Raw genomic sequence first — 16,701 nt, 5'->3', positions numbered from 1 at the left:
TTTTGTTAAACCGCATAGGGAACTGTTCTTAATGAAAAACGTATTTTTACGGCATAAATTATATTCCATGCAAAAACCCCTTATTTTGGTCACTAATGATGACGGTATTACTGCGCCTGGACTAAGAGCGTTGGTTAGGTACATGAAGAAAATTGGTGATGTGGTTGTGGTTGCTCCAGATAGCCCGCAATCTGGCATGGGACATGCTATTACCTTGGACAATACGCTGTATTCTAAGAAAATGAAGGTGGATTTAATGAACGGTGCAAAGGAAGAATATAGCTGTAGTGGCACACCAGCAGATTGTGTAAAATTAGGATTGCAAGAACTTTTAGAAAGAAAGCCAGATTTGTGTGTAAGTGGTATTAACCATGGTTCTAATTCATCTATTAATGTAATTTATTCCGGTACAATGAGTGCTGCCATAGAAGCAGGTATAGAGGGTATTCCCGCAATTGGTTTTTCGCTATGTGATTATTCTTGGGAGGCAGATTTTGAACAAGCTAAAGACCACATCATAAAAATTGTAAAAGAGGCCTTAGCAAATGGAATTCCTAAGGGAGTCGTATTGAACGTGAACATTCCTAAACTATCCAAAAAAGAAATAAAAGGAATAAAAATATGCAGGCAAGCTAGGGCAAATTGGAAAGAAAAATTTGATAAAAGGACAAATCCCATGGGCAAAGATTATTATTGGCTCACTGGTGAATTTGAACTTTTGGATAAAGGTGAGGATACTGATGAATGGGCTTTGTCCGATGGGTATATATCTGTAGTCCCAACGCAATTTGATTTAACAGCGCATCACGCTATTCAACATATAAACAACTGGAATTTACATGAATAATAAAAAAGAAATTCTTATAGGTTTTGCAGTAGGCATTATTGCAAATACAATAGGCACTCTTTTGTACATTGTCCTATTTTCTGATATGGGCATTGCCGACACTTTTAAAGCAGCAATTGAGCAAGAACATATTGGGAGCCTATTAGCATTGGGAGCCATTCTAAATTTAGTGGCCTTTTTTCTATTTTTAAGAATTAGAAGAGATTACAGGGCAAGGGGTGTTATGATGGCTACTATATTGACTGCCTTAGTAATACTTTATTATAAAATGTTTTAGAATGAAGTATTATATCATTGCCGGCGAAGCATCGGGAGACCTACATGGGTCCAATCTCATTAAAGCCATAAAGATTAAGGACATAAATGCAGATATAAGATGCTGGGGGGGTGATTTAATGCTTAAAGCTGGTGGTAATCTAGTAAAGCATTACAAGGAAATGGCCTTTATGGGCTTTTCTGAAGTGCTTTTTAATATCCGTTCTATTTTTAAGAATATTAATTTCTGCAAAGTAGATATTAAAAATTTCAATCCAGATGTTATCATCTTCATTGATTACTCTGGATTCAATCTCCGCATTGCAAAATGGGCAAAGAAGAATAATTTTAAAACCAATTATTACATCTCTCCTCAAATTTGGGCTTCTAGAGAGGGGCGGATAAATAAAATAAAGAATACGATTGATGCCATGTATGTTATCCTTCCGTTTGAAAAGGATTTTTATGAAAAAAAACATGGATTCCCTGTTAACTTTGTGGGTCATCCTCTAATTGATGCCATTAGTAATAGAGAAAAAACCAATGAAAAAGCTTTTAGAGTAGAATATCATTTGGATGCACATTTACCAATCATTGCACTTTTACCAGGGAGCAGAAAACAAGAGGTTAAAAATATGTTACTCCTTATGCTTTCTATTGTAGAGCATTTTCCAAACTATCAATTTGTTATTGCTGGCGCGCCCAGTTTAGATAAGGAATTTTATGAACCTTTCATGACAAAACCCAATATTGGTTTTGTTGCCAATAAAACCTATCAATTATTGGATATTTCACATTCGGCATTGGTCACTAGTGGCACGGCAACTTTGGAAACCGCTCTTTTTAAGGTTCCGCAAGTAGTGTGCTATAAGGCCAATTGGATATCATACCAAATTGCTAAACGAATCATTACATTGGAATACATTTCTTTGGTTAACCTAATTATGAAAAAAGAAGTGGTAAAAGAATTGATTCAGAATGAGCTCAACACTAAAAACCTGATTTCTGAACTTACCAAAATTCTTGATGGCCCTAACCGAAAATCTATTTTTGAAGACTACCATGAGCTTGAAAAAAAATTGGGCGGTACGGGTGCCAGTGAAAAAGCTGCGGCATTAATTGTTGAAAATGCTTAATTTTGATATCCGAGTGATATAATTTTCCTTGGATGCTTCGTAAATCAATATATTTTTCCTTAGTTCTTTTACTTACTAGCTCATGCTTTGTAAAAAAGAAAACTACTTATGGAAAAAAACCACGTACAGTAACAGTTGAAGCTTCTCCAGAAAACAAAATTCCCGAAGATAATAACTCAAAAACCTCACCCAGAAAATCCAACAAGGCAAATAATATTATATCAACCGCTTTAACTTTTACGGGAGTTAAATATAAATACGGAGGAACTACTAGAAAGGGAATGGATTGCTCTGGACTCCTTTATGTGGCTTTTAATGAACATGACGTTGCTATTCCTAGAGTTTCCTATGTTATGGCAAATGAGGGGAAACAGATAAAAGTAAAAAATGTAGACAAGGGCGATTTACTCTTTTTTAAAACTACTAAAAAAGGCAAAAGAATAAACCATGTAGGACTTGTTGTTGCTGTAGAAGGGAATGATATTAAATTCATCCATTCTACTTCTTCTAGAGGAGTTATTGTTTCTTCTTTACGAGAAGGTTATTGGAACTATGCTTTTGTAAAAGCCACTCGTATTCTTTAATATGAATTTATTCAAATTCATTTCAGTTAAACTGGCTCTTTTTATGATATTGGGTATTTTAATTGGCCCATTTCTAGCTGTTGACCCAACCATTTTAGTATCCTTTGCTACATTAAATCTTATACTTCTTGGGCTTCTCTTCTATAAAAACCCAAACCACCGTTCTGGTTGGTTTGGCCTATTGTTTGGAATTAGCACAATTCTAATTGGCGCCCTTTCCTATACTATGGCCCAGCCTAAGAATAAAGCTGTGCACTACTCCAATTTCGAATTTGAAAATACAAAAATATGGACCATAAAAATTAGAGAAGTTTTAAAATCAAATTCGTTTTCAGACCGATATGTTGCAGTAATTAAAAGCATGGATGACACTAAAAAGTCGGGTAAACTCATCCTGAATTCTCCTACTGATTCTACAAATTTAGAATTTAAGGTAGATGATGAACTGTACATTAACACAAAGCTTTCTGAGGTAAATCCACCTCTAAATCCACATCAATTTAATTATGCATCATATTTAAAAGATTTGGGTATTCATCATCAAATTTTCCTAAGTCCATCAAATTATATAAAGAAGAAAAATGCCACACAGACAGTCTTTGGAATGGCCGCTAGAATCAGAAATAATATTATATCAAAATTACAAGAAGCAAATTTTGGAAAGGAAGAATTATCGGTAATCCAAGCTCTTTTATTAGGACAACGAAACAGTATTTCTGAAGAAACTTATGACAACTATAAAAATGCTGGAGCAGTCCATATTTTGGCACTTTCTGGTCTTCATATAGGAGTAATTTTATTTCTGCTTCAGTTTATTCTAAAGCCTTTAGAGCAACTTCCAAAGGGCAAAACCATAAAACTGATTACCATTGTTCTTTTATTATGGGGTTTTGCATTTTTGGCAGGATTTTCAGCATCCATCATAAGGGCAGTTACCATGTTCTCGTTTATTGCCTATGCCATGTATTTGAAAAGGCCAACCAACATGTTCAATATTTTAGCATTGTCCCTTTTCTTTATTTTATTGTTTAACCCTATGTTGTTGTTCCAAGTAGGGTTCCAGATGAGTTATGCCGCAGTATTTGCAATTGTTTGGATATATCCCAGATTACAAAAATGGTGGTTTCCTAAAACGTGGATTTTGCAAAAAGGATGGCAATTGCTATCCGTTAGCATAGCAGCACAATTGGGAGTATTGCCGATTAGTCTATTTTATTTTCATCAGTTTCCTGGCTTGTTCTTTGTTTCCAATTTACTGATAGTACCTTTTTTAGGAATTATTCTTGGGTTAGGGATTTTGGTTATTGTTCTTGCACTTTCTAATATGCTCCCAAAATTTCTTGTTGATTTTTACAATACTTTAATTCATTTAATGAACTCAGTTGTTGGTTGGGTCGCACAACAAGAAGTCTTTTTGTTCAAGAATATTTCTTTTGATGGGGTTCAACTACTAATTAGTTATATGGTTATCATTGCTTTGGTATTGGTACTTACCAAAACAATTTTTAAGCGATTGGTGTTTCTTCTTTTAGGAATTATAGGTCTCCAATCATGGACTTTATATAAAGAAAATGATGCTTTACATAAGGACCGATTATTATTATTACATCAATCTAGGAATACTGTCATACTTTATCAAAAAGAAAAGATGCTGAAGGTTTTAAGTTCAAATAAAATAACTCCACAAAATAATATTGAAAATTATGCAATCGCCGAACGAATTGACAGCATTGCATATGATTCTCTAATAAATAGCTATCAAATCCAAAACAAAAAACTTCTCATCGTGGATAGCATGAGCATATATACTAGCACTAAGGTAGACTACCTTTTATTGACCCAATCTCCAAAACTTAATTTAGAACGGTTAATAGATTCCATTCAGCCAAAACTAATTCTTGCAGATGGCAGTAATTATAAAAACTATGTAAATAGATGGGAAAAAACATGTAAAAAAAGAAGACTCCCTTTTCATTACACTGGTGAAAAAGGAGCTTATTATTTTATCCGCTAGCGGATATATTACAAACTCATTTAATCATGGTTAGACAACTCAAACCCTTCCGTTTCATCATCGTGTACTAGAGTTTCTCTATCCTCTGCACCATGGGTAAGTCTTTTCAATGGTTTTAAAAGCAGCAATACCAATATTCCAAAAAGTACAGCAAAAATAAAGAGTCCGCCGAAAACTTTTAATTCTCCCGCCTGTACGGAGCTTTCTCCGATAACACCTGCCACTTTATTTCCTAAACCAGTTGCAGCCCAATAGACCCCCATCATTAACGCCATGTAACGTGCTGGCGCAAGTTTTGTGAAAAACGACAAGGAAACGGGAGACAAACACAATTCTCCGATAGTGTGAAAAAGATACGCTAATACTAACCAATACATAGCAGAGCTACCATTGCTTTCATATTGCAATGAGGCAAAAACCATATAGACAAAACCAACGCCCATAATAATGACCCCCACTGCCATTTTAAATAAGGATGATGCTTCTTTTCCTTTCAGCTTTCTCTTTGCCCAAAAATTAGCTATAACTACAGCCAGGAGTATAATAAAGCCCGCATTTGCTCCTTGGAACCATGCTGCAGGAACTTCCCATCCCATAAACATTCTGTTGGTTTTTTCTTGAGCATATAAATTCATTAATCCTCCCATTTGCTCAAATGAGCCCCAAAAGACCAAAACCATTAATAATGAGATTAATAAAACTACATACCTATCTTTTTCAACCTGCCCATTCAGGTTTTTATAAATCATCATCATTAGGCCTATAATAATGGACAGTACCACAAACAGTGCACCATACCCCCAATTGTCTGGCCCTTCAAATGTAAAGCCTGCATAAATAGACAGTACAAGAAACACAACTACTATTCCTAATTGTAAAGGGGATTTAAACAATTGTCCGAATAAGGTTGTCAAGCTAATATCCTCTGACTTTTGTTCCGCTGTAGGTTCATTCCCAACATGGACTAAGAATCGTTGCCCATAAAGATAAACTACAAGACCCATGAGCATACCAATACCAGCCAATCCAAAACCATAATGCCAACCATATACCTTTGCAACCAAACCAACTGTTAAGGAAGCCAAAAAAGACCCTAAATTAATTCCTACGTAAAAGATACTAAAACCTTTATCTCGTCTTATATCATTCTTTTTATACAACCCCCCTACCATAGTAGAAATATTGGGTTTTAACATCCCAACACCCATTATCACAAATCCAAGACCGGTATAATATGCCCAAATGGCATCTATGGCCAATACTCCATGTCCAATTGTAAGCAATATGGCACCAATGGTAACCGCCTTTTTTTGCCCAAGATATCTATCGGCAATAAATCCTCCAGGAATACTCATTACATAGACCAACATAGTGTACCACCCATATAAAGCAAGAGCTTCTGTTGTGGTCCATCCTAATCCTCCTTGGGGATTGTTTTCTAACGCTTTGGCAGTCATATATAAAGTTAACAGCGCTCTCATACCGTAATAGGAAAAGCGTTCCCACATCTCTGTAAAAAAGAGGACATAAAGTCCTACTGGATGTCCAAAAAGTTCTTTTTGATGTGCATGCTTTACTGTGTCTACCATAATTTATAGGTTGATTAGTTTTATCTCTTCTTTTAATAATATCACAATATATTAAACTTTAGCCTTAGTTTGCAACAAGTCCTATGTCATAAATTACCCTTTTAACCAAATCATATAACTTAGAGGCTTTATATTTATCTTTGTCCCAAGAAATAAATAGCATATGATTTCTCCCAAAGAGGGATTTTCCAAATTAAGTAAAGAAGAGAAAATAGACTGGCTTGTTGAGCATTACACTGATAGTTCATCAAACACTAAAAACATTCTTGAAAATTATTGGAACACTGATAGTGACCTGCAAAAATTGCACGATGAGTTCATAGAAAACACAATCACCAACTATTATCTTCCTTTTGGGATTGCTCCCAATTTCTTAATCAATAATAAATTATATGCTATTCCCATGACCATTGAGGAAAGCTCGGTTGTTGCCGCAGCCAGTAAGTCCGCAAAATTTTGGTTGGAACGGGGTGGGTTTAAAACCACAATTTTAGGAACTGAAAAAGTAGGACAGGTGCATTTTATGTACAAAGGTGATCAGAATCAGCTAAGGTTATTTTTTGAAGCCATTAAAGACAAGTTGCTAGAAGATGTTTTGCCAATTACTCAAAATATGGTAAAGCGGGGTGGTGGAATTACCTCTATTAAACTGAGTAACAAAACCAAAGAACTGGAAAATTACTATCAGCTCCATTGCACTTTTGAGACTATGGATGCCATGGGTGCTAATTTTATTAATTCATGCTTGGAACAATTTGCCAAGACTTTAAAAAATGAAGCCTTAAGTTCTTCTATTTTATCTAATAAAGAGATTGAGGTTGTTATGAGCATTCTTTCCAATTATGTTCCTAACTGTCTAGTAAAAGCAGAAGTAAGTTGCCCAGTGGAAAAATTAAATGAAGGTGGATTAATCTCTGCTGATGAATTTGCCAAAAAAATGGTTCGTGCTATAGAAATAGCCAAAGTAGAGCCCTATAGAGCCGTTACTCACAATAAAGGTATTATGAATGGTGTAGATGCAGTTGTTTTGGCCACAGGAAACGATTTTAGAGCCATTGAAGCCGGTGTACATGCCTATGCAAGCAGAGATGGTAAATACTCTAGCCTAACACATGCAGAAATAGAAAATGGTATTTTTAAGTTTTGGATAGAAATCCCATTGGCCCTAGGAACAGTTGGAGGGTTAACTAGCTTACATCCTATGGTTAAAGTCGCTCTGGAAATTTTACAAAAACCAACAGCACAAGAACTAATGCAGGTAGTAGCCGTAGCAGGGTTAGCACAGAATTTTGCAGCTATTAGATCATTGGTCACCACAGGAATTCAACAAGGACATATGAAAATGCACTTAATGAACATTCTAAACCAATTAGGCGCCACCGAAGAAGAGAAGAAATCACTTGTTCTCCATTTTAAGAAAAATACGGTGACTCATAGTGCCGTTCACGAAGCTTTTCAAAAGTTAAGAGCATAGTAAATGGAAAATACATTCTACAGCAACGGAAAATTACTGCTCACAGGCGAGTATGCAGTATTGGATGGAGCATTGAGTTTAGCTGTACCAACCAAATATGGGCAATACCTAAAAGTATCCAAAAACCATTTCAATGAAATTTCTTGGCAGAGTTTGGATGAGAAGAATGAAATTTGGTTTGAAGCCAGATTGAATTCGACCAACCTAGAAATTACATCTGCTTCCGATATGGAAATTGCCAAAACCCTTCAAAAAATCTTATTGGTAGCCAAGAATTCCAACAGTTCATTTTTATTAGAAACTAATGGCGTCCTCATAGAAACTAAGCTTACGTTTCCCAAGGATTGGGGATTAGGCACCTCATCCACTTTAATAAATAATATTGCTCAATGGGCAAAAATTGATGCCTACAAATTATTACGGAACACAATTGGCGGGAGTGGATATGACATTGCCTGTGCCCAACATAACACTCCAATTCAATACCAATTAAAAAAAAGACTTCCTGAGGTAAAAGAGATTTCTTTTAATCCAGAATTTAAAGAGCATCTGTATTTTGTGTATTTAAATAAAAAGAAAAACAGCAGAGAGGGTATTAATCAATATAGAAAACAGGAATTTAATTCTGACAAATTCATCAAACAAATTTCTAATATATCCAAAGAATTAATTGGCTGTACAGATTTATTATCTTTTGAAAAATTGTTGACTGAGCATGAAAATGTAGTTTCCAATATTCTTAAAATTTCACCCGTAAAAGCTACTCTATTTTCAGATTATTGGGGTGCTATAAAAAGTCTTGGAGCCTGGGGTGGTGATTTTATTCTGGTCACTGGAAACGAAAAAACCCCTGAATATTTTATATCCAAGGGTTTTAATGTTGTTATTTCCTATGAAGAAATGGTATTTTCTTAATAGAAAATAGTTCTATTATCTTCTATTTCTGACCCTTCTTTCAACGCATTATATACAGCAGTTGTTACTTTACCAGCCCCTGTTGTTCTAAGTGTATTGGCATAGGTAACATAGTTATCCAATTTTGGAGCTTCCTCCTTTTTAGTAACCTTTACCATAAAGACCCCTGTTTCACCTTCAATTAATTGTGATGTAGCATCTTGTTGCAATGCAAAAGCAGAACCTACAACCATGGACTCTCTACCTGCGCCTGGAATGGTTGGTGATTTCATGGTCAACGCAGTGGCATTTGACAAACTAACATTGTTATCCTTTGCAAAAGCATCCATGGCCTTGCCTGTATTGTTTGCAATAATCTGTTGCGCTTTTAGTTTTTTACGAAGTTTTGGAAGCACTGTTGCAGAAGCATCCTCAACAGACATTAAGCCTTCCTTAAACTTATCTGTCAACTGTACCACAGCATACCCATTGTTAAGATCAAAACGCTTTATATCCCCTATTTTAGAATCCTCATCGAATGCCCATTGTACAATAGCACGTTGAGTAGACAGACCTGGTAAATTCTCATCCATGGCCTTAATTTTATTTATAGGTCTTACCACATACTCACTTTCCTTAGCCAAATCAGTAAAAGGAGTGTCAGATGATATTGACTCCATCTCAAACTTAGTAGCATCTGTAAATAGCGTATTGATTGTTTCTTCCGAAGGTGATACCTCTCTTGATAATGTAGCCACCTGTACAAGGTCTTGTTTATCATCTACCTTTACAATATGATAACCAAATTCAGTTTCTACCAAACCAATATGACCTACTTCATTCCCGAAAGCGAAATCATTGAATTTTGGAGTCATAATACCTTCTTGAAAATATCCTAAATCTCCTCCTTGTGGTGCAGAAGGACCATCAGAATTTTCCCTTGCCAATTCAGCAAAAACAACATCAGACTTTAAGGCTTCTTTTAAAAGCTCTTTGGCTTTGTCCTCTGCTTCTCCTTGTGTTCTCTTTACTTCTGGGTTTGCTCTTTCTGCCCCCTCATAGGTAATAAGAATATGACTAGCCTTAACTGAACCATTTGGTTTCCTTGCCATCATTCTAGCAACTCTAAAGAAATCTCCTTCTCTATAAGGTCCATATGTTTCGCCCACGCCAAGAGCCATAATAGAATCTGCAAACTGAGTAGGAATACCTGTTTTAGCCTTAAATATTGTATCAAACTTAGTATCAGAATTTCTATCCAAGAAAGCTGTAACATCTGTAACTGTACTAAAGCCAGAGATGGTATCTGTTGTATTGGTAGCCTCATTATACTCTACCGTACTACTCAATAGTTTTGTGATTTCGTCCTTAACCGCAGTTTCATCTTCCAAGGAAGGTTTTTCTTCAAAGAATACATATTGTAAATCTCTAGCACTTTCTTGTTTGTATTCATCCTCATGCTCATTGATATAAATATCTATCTCCTTTTTACTTACAACAATTGAGCTATCTGGAATAGAGTTATAAGGAACTCTTACATATTGAATATCTACTTTATCATTAGCCAATTTATAATCCAGTTCTCCTTCTTTTAAAGTAGCACCAATACCAGCTTTGACCAAATTAAAATATGTTTGCTCCTTTGCTTGTTGAATTATGTTTTTCTCATCTTGCAACCACAATTCATATTGCGAGGGCAAATTGGTTTTTAAATTCGCAACAAATTCTCTAAATACATTTTCATCAAAAACCCCATTTTCATTTACAAATTGTGGGTTTTGACTATATGATGGATTGTTTTTTAGGAAATTAATGATTTGGTCCTGCTCAATATTGATTCCTAATTTATCGAATTCTTGTCCCAAAACAGCACTTCTAATCTCTTGGTTCCAGACATTGTTCACTACCTGCATTGTTGTAGCGTTGGCACCATATCTTCTTGAAGCACTTTCTACTTTTCTTCTAAAATCATCAACAGAAATATCATTCCCATTTACCTCAGCTATGCTAGAACCCACTTTTGCTCCTCCAAAATCATTGCTTGTAAATATCCCAGATATTACAAAGGCAAATAATGCCAAACCAATAATCAATATCAATATAGTGGTACGTTTTCTAATATTCTCTAAAATGGCCATTATGTAGTTATGTTTAAATCAGTTGGCGAAATTACCATTTTCTTTTGAAAAAAGAAAGCTAAAAAAGACTGTTATAACGTATCGGGATTACCTAATCTTTATCAATAATTTTAAGGCTTACCAAATCAATTTTTGTATTGGACACTTCCAAAATGGTAAAAAGGAAATTCTCTATTTTAATCTCTGTGTCTTGCTCTGGAATTTCACCAGTTTCATTAACGATTAACCCACCTAGAGTTTCATATTCTTCAGTCGCAGGTAATTCAAATTTGTAGTGTTCGTTTAAATAATCAACTTCAATTCTTGCAGAAAACTTATAAGCATCTTCACTTAATTTTTCCTCTACCAAATCTGTAGAATCATGCTCATCTTCTATTTCTCCAAACAATTCTTCTACAATATCTTCCACTGTAATAATGCCTGAAGTTCCTCCATATTCATCTAACACCACCGCGATGCTTTTTCTTTTTTTGGTCAGCACATTTAACACATCGCTTATCAACATAGTCTCTGGAACAAACTCTACTGGCAGTAGAATGCTTTTAAGGGTCTTTGGTTTTTTAAAAAGTTCGTATGAGTGCACATAGCCTATAATATCATCTATGGTTTCTTTAAAAACAAGTATTTTGGAATATCCGGTCTCTGTAAAAATTTTAGCTAAATTTTTTGGAGTTTCGTGTAGCTCCACGGCCATAATTTCTGTTCTAGGCACCATTACTTCCCTAGCTTTAACAGCAGCAAATTCCAAAGCATTTTGAAAAATCTGAATTTCAGAATCTACCTCATCCTCTTTTTCCACTGTTTCCATTTGCTCCGTTATGTAATCCCCTAATTCTAACTTTGAAAAAGAAAGTTGAACCTCATCTCCTTCTGTTTTAAAAAAGAATCTTAAAATAAAGTCTGAAACTTTAATAATGAATTCTGAAATAACAGAAAAAATTAAATAGAAAATGTAAGCTGGAGCAGCCAAAATCTTTAGTAAGGAATTTGAATATATTTGAAACAAGACTTTAGGCAAAAATTCGGCAGTAAGAAGAATAATTAAAGTAGAGATAATCGTCTGAGACAAAAGGCTAAAATCTGTCAACATCAAATTTAAAAAACCATAAGAAGTTGGATATAGGCCTGTGAACCAATTCATTAAAAGGTCTCCCATAAATATACCATACACTACCAATGCTATATTATTTCCAATAAGCATGGTGGCGATAAACTTGGATGGTTTTTTAGTAAGCCTTGTAAGTACTTTTGCCAAAAAACCTTCCTGCTTTTTTTCTATTTCTATGTGTATTTTATTGGCAGAAACAAAAGCTATCTCCATACCAGAAAAAAATGCTGATAATAATAAGCAAATAGCAATTATAAGATATTGTGCTTCCAAAATTAGTTTTGGTTATTATCTTTTTTACGTTGTTCAAACTTTTTTCTATAGTTTCTCCTAAAGAAAAACATTCCTATTGAAACTAATGTGAAAAAAACGAACAGGTATGCTCCATTTCTATCCACACTCCAATCTGTATAAATTCTATAAATTGAGAAACAGAACACGGCCAAGTATAGGTATTCTGTATATTTTAAAATATTAATCATAATTATTCTTCTTTTATCATCATTAGACCATAGGTTTTATGTGCACTAAAAAAACTACGATCCATATTAAAATCCATTCCTTCACCATCCATTATACTACCATCCTCAGGATTGGTATATTTAAACTTTTCTTGCGTAAACACCCAAGAATTTCCTCTATCCCAATACAATTGTGGAGCCTCTAACTTTTTACCATCTTGACTCTCTATAACCACATTTCCCTGTAAATCTACCACATTTGTTAAAGAGTAAATAATTCCATAGTCCGCCGTGATAACGCTTTTGTTATTTTCTTCATCAAAAAAATCTACTTGAAGTCCCTTTGGAAATGTACGATATGGAAACCTAAGATTATCAAAATCCTCACTAATGGGGCTTTTTAAAATAGCAATGGTCCTACTATTTTCCACATCTTCATTACTCATTTTATCCTTGGTCTCTGTATAAGTCAAAACAAAGTTCTCTGCCACGCCTTGCGGGAAAATAATGGGAGGAGCTTCATCTCCCACTCTTTCATAGGTGTCCTTACAGGATAAAAAAAACATTGCCACAGAAAGAACTATGGCAATGTTTGCAAAATTATATTTTAAATGTTTTAACATTCTTATAGGTTAGGCACTTTTACGCTACCTCCTACCCAACAACTAAATGTTACAGTCTTACCAGCCATGCCAGCATTGAAAATCATTGTTTTATCTGGAGCTTTAGCCGAATAACTATTAGCAGACTGATTAGCTCTTCCACTCAAAGAAGGATCAACTCTACCAGCTCTACGGGCCATGTCTGCTGCTTTCCAGTATATTGCTCTTTTCTCAAATGTTGTTGTACCGCATTGATTGGCACTACCAGCATAGAGACTAGCAATTAATAAATATGCTTTTCCGTTAGATGGGTTAGCATCTATAGCCTTTTGAGCGTAGTTTCTCGCTGTTGACTTACTACCTCTTCTATAGATAGTGGCTATCTTATATAAGATATCAGACTTTTTATAGTTATCCGTTTCCAATTCAACTGCTTTATTAAAATCTGCAATTGCACCACTACTATCACCTGCTTTTATTTTTAACGCACCACCATACATATATGCACTTGCAGATGGTTCCAAAGCCAATTGAGCTTCAAATAACTTTCTGAACATAGGATCGTCTGTACAATCTTTACTAAACATTCTTCCTACAGCTCTTTTTACCCAAGTAACATCACCCTTCTTCTCATCAAAGCTCTTTTGGTATAATGGAATTAAGTTTTCGCATTCTGCCAAAGCGCCTAACTTAGAATCTATACTACCTGCAATGGTTCCAAAAGATTTTGAGTTTGTAGTTGCTACTCTCAAAGATCTTTTCTCTTTAGATGTAAGTGTCCCCGCTTCTTCTTTAGGCAATAATTTAGTAATTACATCAATCAATTTCTTGTTTTCAACTTCGATTTTTTCTGTTACATCATCATATGTATCAAAAACCGATTGTAAATCTTTGCTACCTGCATTGTGTAAATCTACCAAACTAGAGAAATACATATACAAAGCTTTAGGGTTTTTAAAGTTTGCTATATCTTCTGTAAATGCCTTATGTAAGGAATCATAGATTTCTTGATCAGAAATCATCTCATTCTCCTGTAAAAGCAAAGTCTTATCTGTAATTACACCAGCTAAAGGAAATCTGGACTCAAAATATTTACGACTGTTGTCAAAAACACCAATCAATTCATTAATAAAAGTAGTCTTGTCAGCTCCAGAAGCTTTATCAATCTTATCTTTTAAAATTCTTTCTCCATATGAATAGACGGCGCGGTGTACATCTGGACAGGTTTCATAAACCATTTTCCATGGTTCATATGCAGCATCAAAATTTTTAACCTTTACGTGCTCGGAGAATATAGAAAGGTTGGTCATACATTCCTGGTTCTGAGCTTGAGCATTACTTACACCCATCATGCCCAAAACAGCAATCATCATTAAGTAAAGTTTCTTTTTCATTTGTTCGTTATTTAAAGTGGTTAATGTACTAAATTTTCTTAATTTATTCTTCTTTTTAAGAACCATTTATCATTTAAGGTCAAGCCTACGTTGACTTTCAAATAGCTCTCTTCAATTAAATTGGCATCTGTTGTTCCTCTTCTTCCTACCTCAAAACCAAGATTAATATTGGAAAAGTTAGGAATTGTTGAGTTACGAGCGCCAAGCGGTAAACCTAATCCAAAAGTTATGCCAAAGTTATTTATTTCTTTGTTGTTGATTATCATTCCAGTTTTGTCCATACGAACTCCAGCCCTATAAGTCACTCGTTTTAAGTAACTTGTAAAAGAGGTGTAGTCAGGAATTAAATAAGCTCCAAAAGCAAGGCTACTTGCATCTTGATACATAATATTATCTACTCCCAAAAAGTCATTTCTAAATGAACTCAAAGTCTGCGTACTATATTCCGCACCAATAAACCATTTTTTGTTTTCTCCATAACCAAGGCCAAAAGTAGTGGTGGTAGGCACCTTTAGCTCTGTATTTCTTAAGTTTTGAGTGTCTAAATTCACATCAATCACCTCAATATCCTGTCCAGTTGAGGGTAAAAAAGAACCTATTACCTGAGAATTCTTAGAAACCAAGTTAGATTGTGTTGCAATCATTACAGAGGTATATAGCGTATTCTTTTTCCCAACTTTAGGCGTATAATTTGCGGCCAAATTAAAATCATATCCATTTATTTTGGACAACCTCCTATCTATGGTTCCAAACTGGACATTTTCCACAGATTGTACTCTTTGGCTTTCTATGGTTCCAAAATTGAAGTTGACAGTAGCGCCAATTCCTAAATTCTTAGCCACTTTATAACCTAGCGACATATATACCCTATTAAGACCGCCCTCACCAGAAAAAACATTTGTCACTGCATTCTGGTTTTGGTTCACACTTTCTGATACCAAACTATACCCTACAGAAGAGTATGGCATTAAACCAAAGCCTATAGCGCCTTTTGGGCTTATTGGTAACCCGACAGCTAAGTAATCTAAATTGGTGACAGATGTGTTCTGTTCTTCTGTGAAGCTTTTTAATCTTAGTTCCTTATGTGATAAACCAATGGCGTAGGTAGTCAATTTTAAATCAGAATAAGCAGCAGGGTTTTTAATGTTAACATGAATGCTGTCAGAAAACATACTCAACCCACCCATCATTTGGTTTTCAACTGTATTTACAGCTCTTGAATCTCCTACTCCAAAATATGAATATGGGGAAACCGTCCCATTTTGTGCATACATACCATATGATGTGCAGCATAACAATGCAATTAGAACTCTTTTTATCATCTAGTGTTTGTTGTACTCCAATAAATAATTTAACCCCTCTAGGAGAAATTTAGAATTGGCAAATATGGTATTTTTTAGGCGTTTAGACAAGAATTGAGCATCTCCGCCTGTTAAAATAACTGTTAAATCTTTAAAACGTGAAGAATATTGATCAATAACACCATCTATTTCTATACAAATTCCATTTACAACACCACTGTGCATACTGGTTTCGGTAGAATTTCCAATAAAATCTATCTTGTCTTTTTTCTCTAAAAGAGGAAGCCCAGCAGTATGCTCGTGCATAGCCTTATATCTCATGGCTATACCAGGAGATATTGCACCCCCTAAATACTGTCCATAATCATTTACAATATCATAAGTTACGCATGTACCTGCGTCTACAACCAAGGTGTTTCCCCTTGGATTAAAATAAAAAGCGGCAGCAGCAAGGGCAATCCTATCAACACCCAAGGTTTGTGGAGTAGCATATATGTTTTTGAAAGGTACTTTTGAAGTATGGTCCAATATATGGATTGGACAGAACAAAGATAAAATTGCGACATCTTTTTTACTTAAAAAGCCTACTGATGATAAAATAGCATGTGAAATCTCAGGAAAGCTATCACAGACTTCTTTTGTTTTCTTTAAAAAATCGGCAAGCTCCATTCTTTCATAAAAGATAAGGGTTCCCTCATCAAAAACGGCCAATTTTACTATTGTATTTCCACAATCTACTACAAGATTCATACTACAAAGATCAAAAAACCTCTAATAACAAACACCTTTTTTAAGATTTTTGTTTGTATATCCTAAATTAGAAATTATATTTGCACCCGCTTAACGGCTATGGTGCCTTAGCTCAGTTGGTAGAGCAATGGACTGAAAATCCATGTGTCCCTGG

14 protein-coding genes are annotated in these 16,701 nt (G+C 34.9%); 7 read left to right on the top strand and 7 right to left on the bottom strand.

The features are described from left to right. Positions 1-67: 67 nt before the first annotated feature. Genes surE through AC000W_RS11815 form a run of 5 tightly spaced genes read left to right on the top strand, consistent with a single transcriptional unit; the run spans position 68 to position 4,836 of the window. The gene (gene surE / locus AC000W_RS11835) at positions 68-847 is read left to right on the top strand and encodes a 5'/3'-nucleotidase SurE (protein WP_474748546.1); all 780 of its coding nucleotides are present in this window, start codon (positions 68-70) and stop codon (positions 845-847) included. Continuing rightward, on the top strand, positions 840-1,124 hold the full coding sequence (locus AC000W_RS11830) for a hypothetical protein (protein ID WP_474748544.1): 285 nt from the start codon (positions 840-842) through the stop codon (positions 1,122-1,124). Before surE ends, AC000W_RS11830 begins: the two co-directional genes overlap by 8 nt. Position 1,125: 1 nt before the next feature. After that, entirely contained in the window at positions 1,126-2,238 is a 1,113-nt protein-coding gene (gene lpxB, locus AC000W_RS11825) for a lipid-A-disaccharide synthase (protein WP_474748543.1), read from the top strand. A gap of 32 nt (positions 2,239-2,270) precedes the next feature. Then, complete coding sequence (locus AC000W_RS11820) at positions 2,271-2,822, top strand: C40 family peptidase (RefSeq protein ID WP_474748541.1); 552 nt, start codon at positions 2,271-2,273, stop codon at positions 2,820-2,822. 1 nt (position 2,823) lies between these two features. Beyond that, positions 2,824-4,836: a ComEC/Rec2 family competence protein gene (locus AC000W_RS11815; RefSeq protein WP_476658681.1), complete on the top strand. Its 2,013-nt coding sequence runs from the start codon at positions 2,824-2,826 to the stop codon at positions 4,834-4,836. Positions 4,837-4,856: 20 nt separating this feature from the next. Here the strand turns inward: AC000W_RS11815 and AC000W_RS11810 are convergent, their stop codons facing one another. After that, complete coding sequence (locus AC000W_RS11810) at positions 4,857-6,425, bottom strand: peptide MFS transporter (RefSeq protein ID WP_474748538.1); 1,569 nt, start codon at positions 6,423-6,425, stop codon at positions 4,857-4,859. Between the two features lie 163 nt (positions 6,426-6,588). Between AC000W_RS11810 and AC000W_RS11805 the strand changes: the two genes are divergently transcribed. Both AC000W_RS11805 and AC000W_RS11800 read left to right on the top strand, forming a co-directional pair. Beyond that, entirely contained in the window at positions 6,589-7,899 is a 1,311-nt protein-coding gene (locus AC000W_RS11805) for a hydroxymethylglutaryl-CoA reductase, degradative (RefSeq protein WP_474748536.1), read from the top strand. Positions 7,900-7,902: 3 nt separating this feature from the next. After that, complete coding sequence (locus AC000W_RS11800; RefSeq protein ID WP_474748535.1) at positions 7,903-8,814, top strand: GYDIA family GHMP kinase; 912 nt, start codon at positions 7,903-7,905, stop codon at positions 8,812-8,814. On the opposite strand, the gene AC000W_RS11795 is transcribed toward AC000W_RS11800, so the two are convergent. The 6 genes from AC000W_RS11795 to AC000W_RS11770 form a co-directional block, all read right to left on the bottom strand. Further along, positions 8,811-10,931, bottom strand: a complete 2,121-nt coding sequence (locus tag AC000W_RS11795; protein WP_474748533.1) for a peptidylprolyl isomerase — start codon at positions 10,929-10,931, stop codon at positions 8,811-8,813. The genes AC000W_RS11800 and AC000W_RS11795 overlap by 4 nt on opposite strands. A 91-nt stretch (positions 10,932-11,022) precedes the next feature. Then, entirely contained in the window at positions 11,023-12,312 is a 1,290-nt protein-coding gene (locus AC000W_RS11790; RefSeq protein ID WP_474748532.1) for a hemolysin family protein, read from the bottom strand. Positions 12,313-12,523: 211 nt separating this feature from the next. After that, complete coding sequence (lptC, locus tag AC000W_RS11785) at positions 12,524-13,123, bottom strand: LPS export ABC transporter periplasmic protein LptC (protein ID WP_474748530.1); 600 nt, start codon at positions 13,121-13,123, stop codon at positions 12,524-12,526. A 2-nt stretch (positions 13,124-13,125) separates the two neighbouring features. Continuing rightward, complete coding sequence (locus tag AC000W_RS11780; RefSeq protein ID WP_474748529.1) at positions 13,126-14,496, bottom strand: tetratricopeptide repeat protein; 1,371 nt, start codon at positions 14,494-14,496, stop codon at positions 13,126-13,128. Positions 14,497-14,534: 38 nt separating this feature from the next. Beyond that, positions 14,535-15,818: a BamG family beta-barrel-assembly machinery protein gene (gene bamG, locus AC000W_RS11775; RefSeq protein WP_474748528.1), complete on the bottom strand. Its 1,284-nt coding sequence runs from the start codon at positions 15,816-15,818 to the stop codon at positions 14,535-14,537. Then, entirely contained in the window at positions 15,819-16,547 is a 729-nt protein-coding gene (locus tag AC000W_RS11770) for a type III pantothenate kinase (protein ID WP_474748526.1), read from the bottom strand. Between the last annotated feature and the right edge of the window lie 154 nt (positions 16,548-16,701).

This window comes from Saonia sp. (assembly GCF_056326165.1).
The sequence above is the reverse complement of the archived record's forward strand: the minus strand, read 5'-3'. Positions and strand labels throughout refer to the sequence as shown.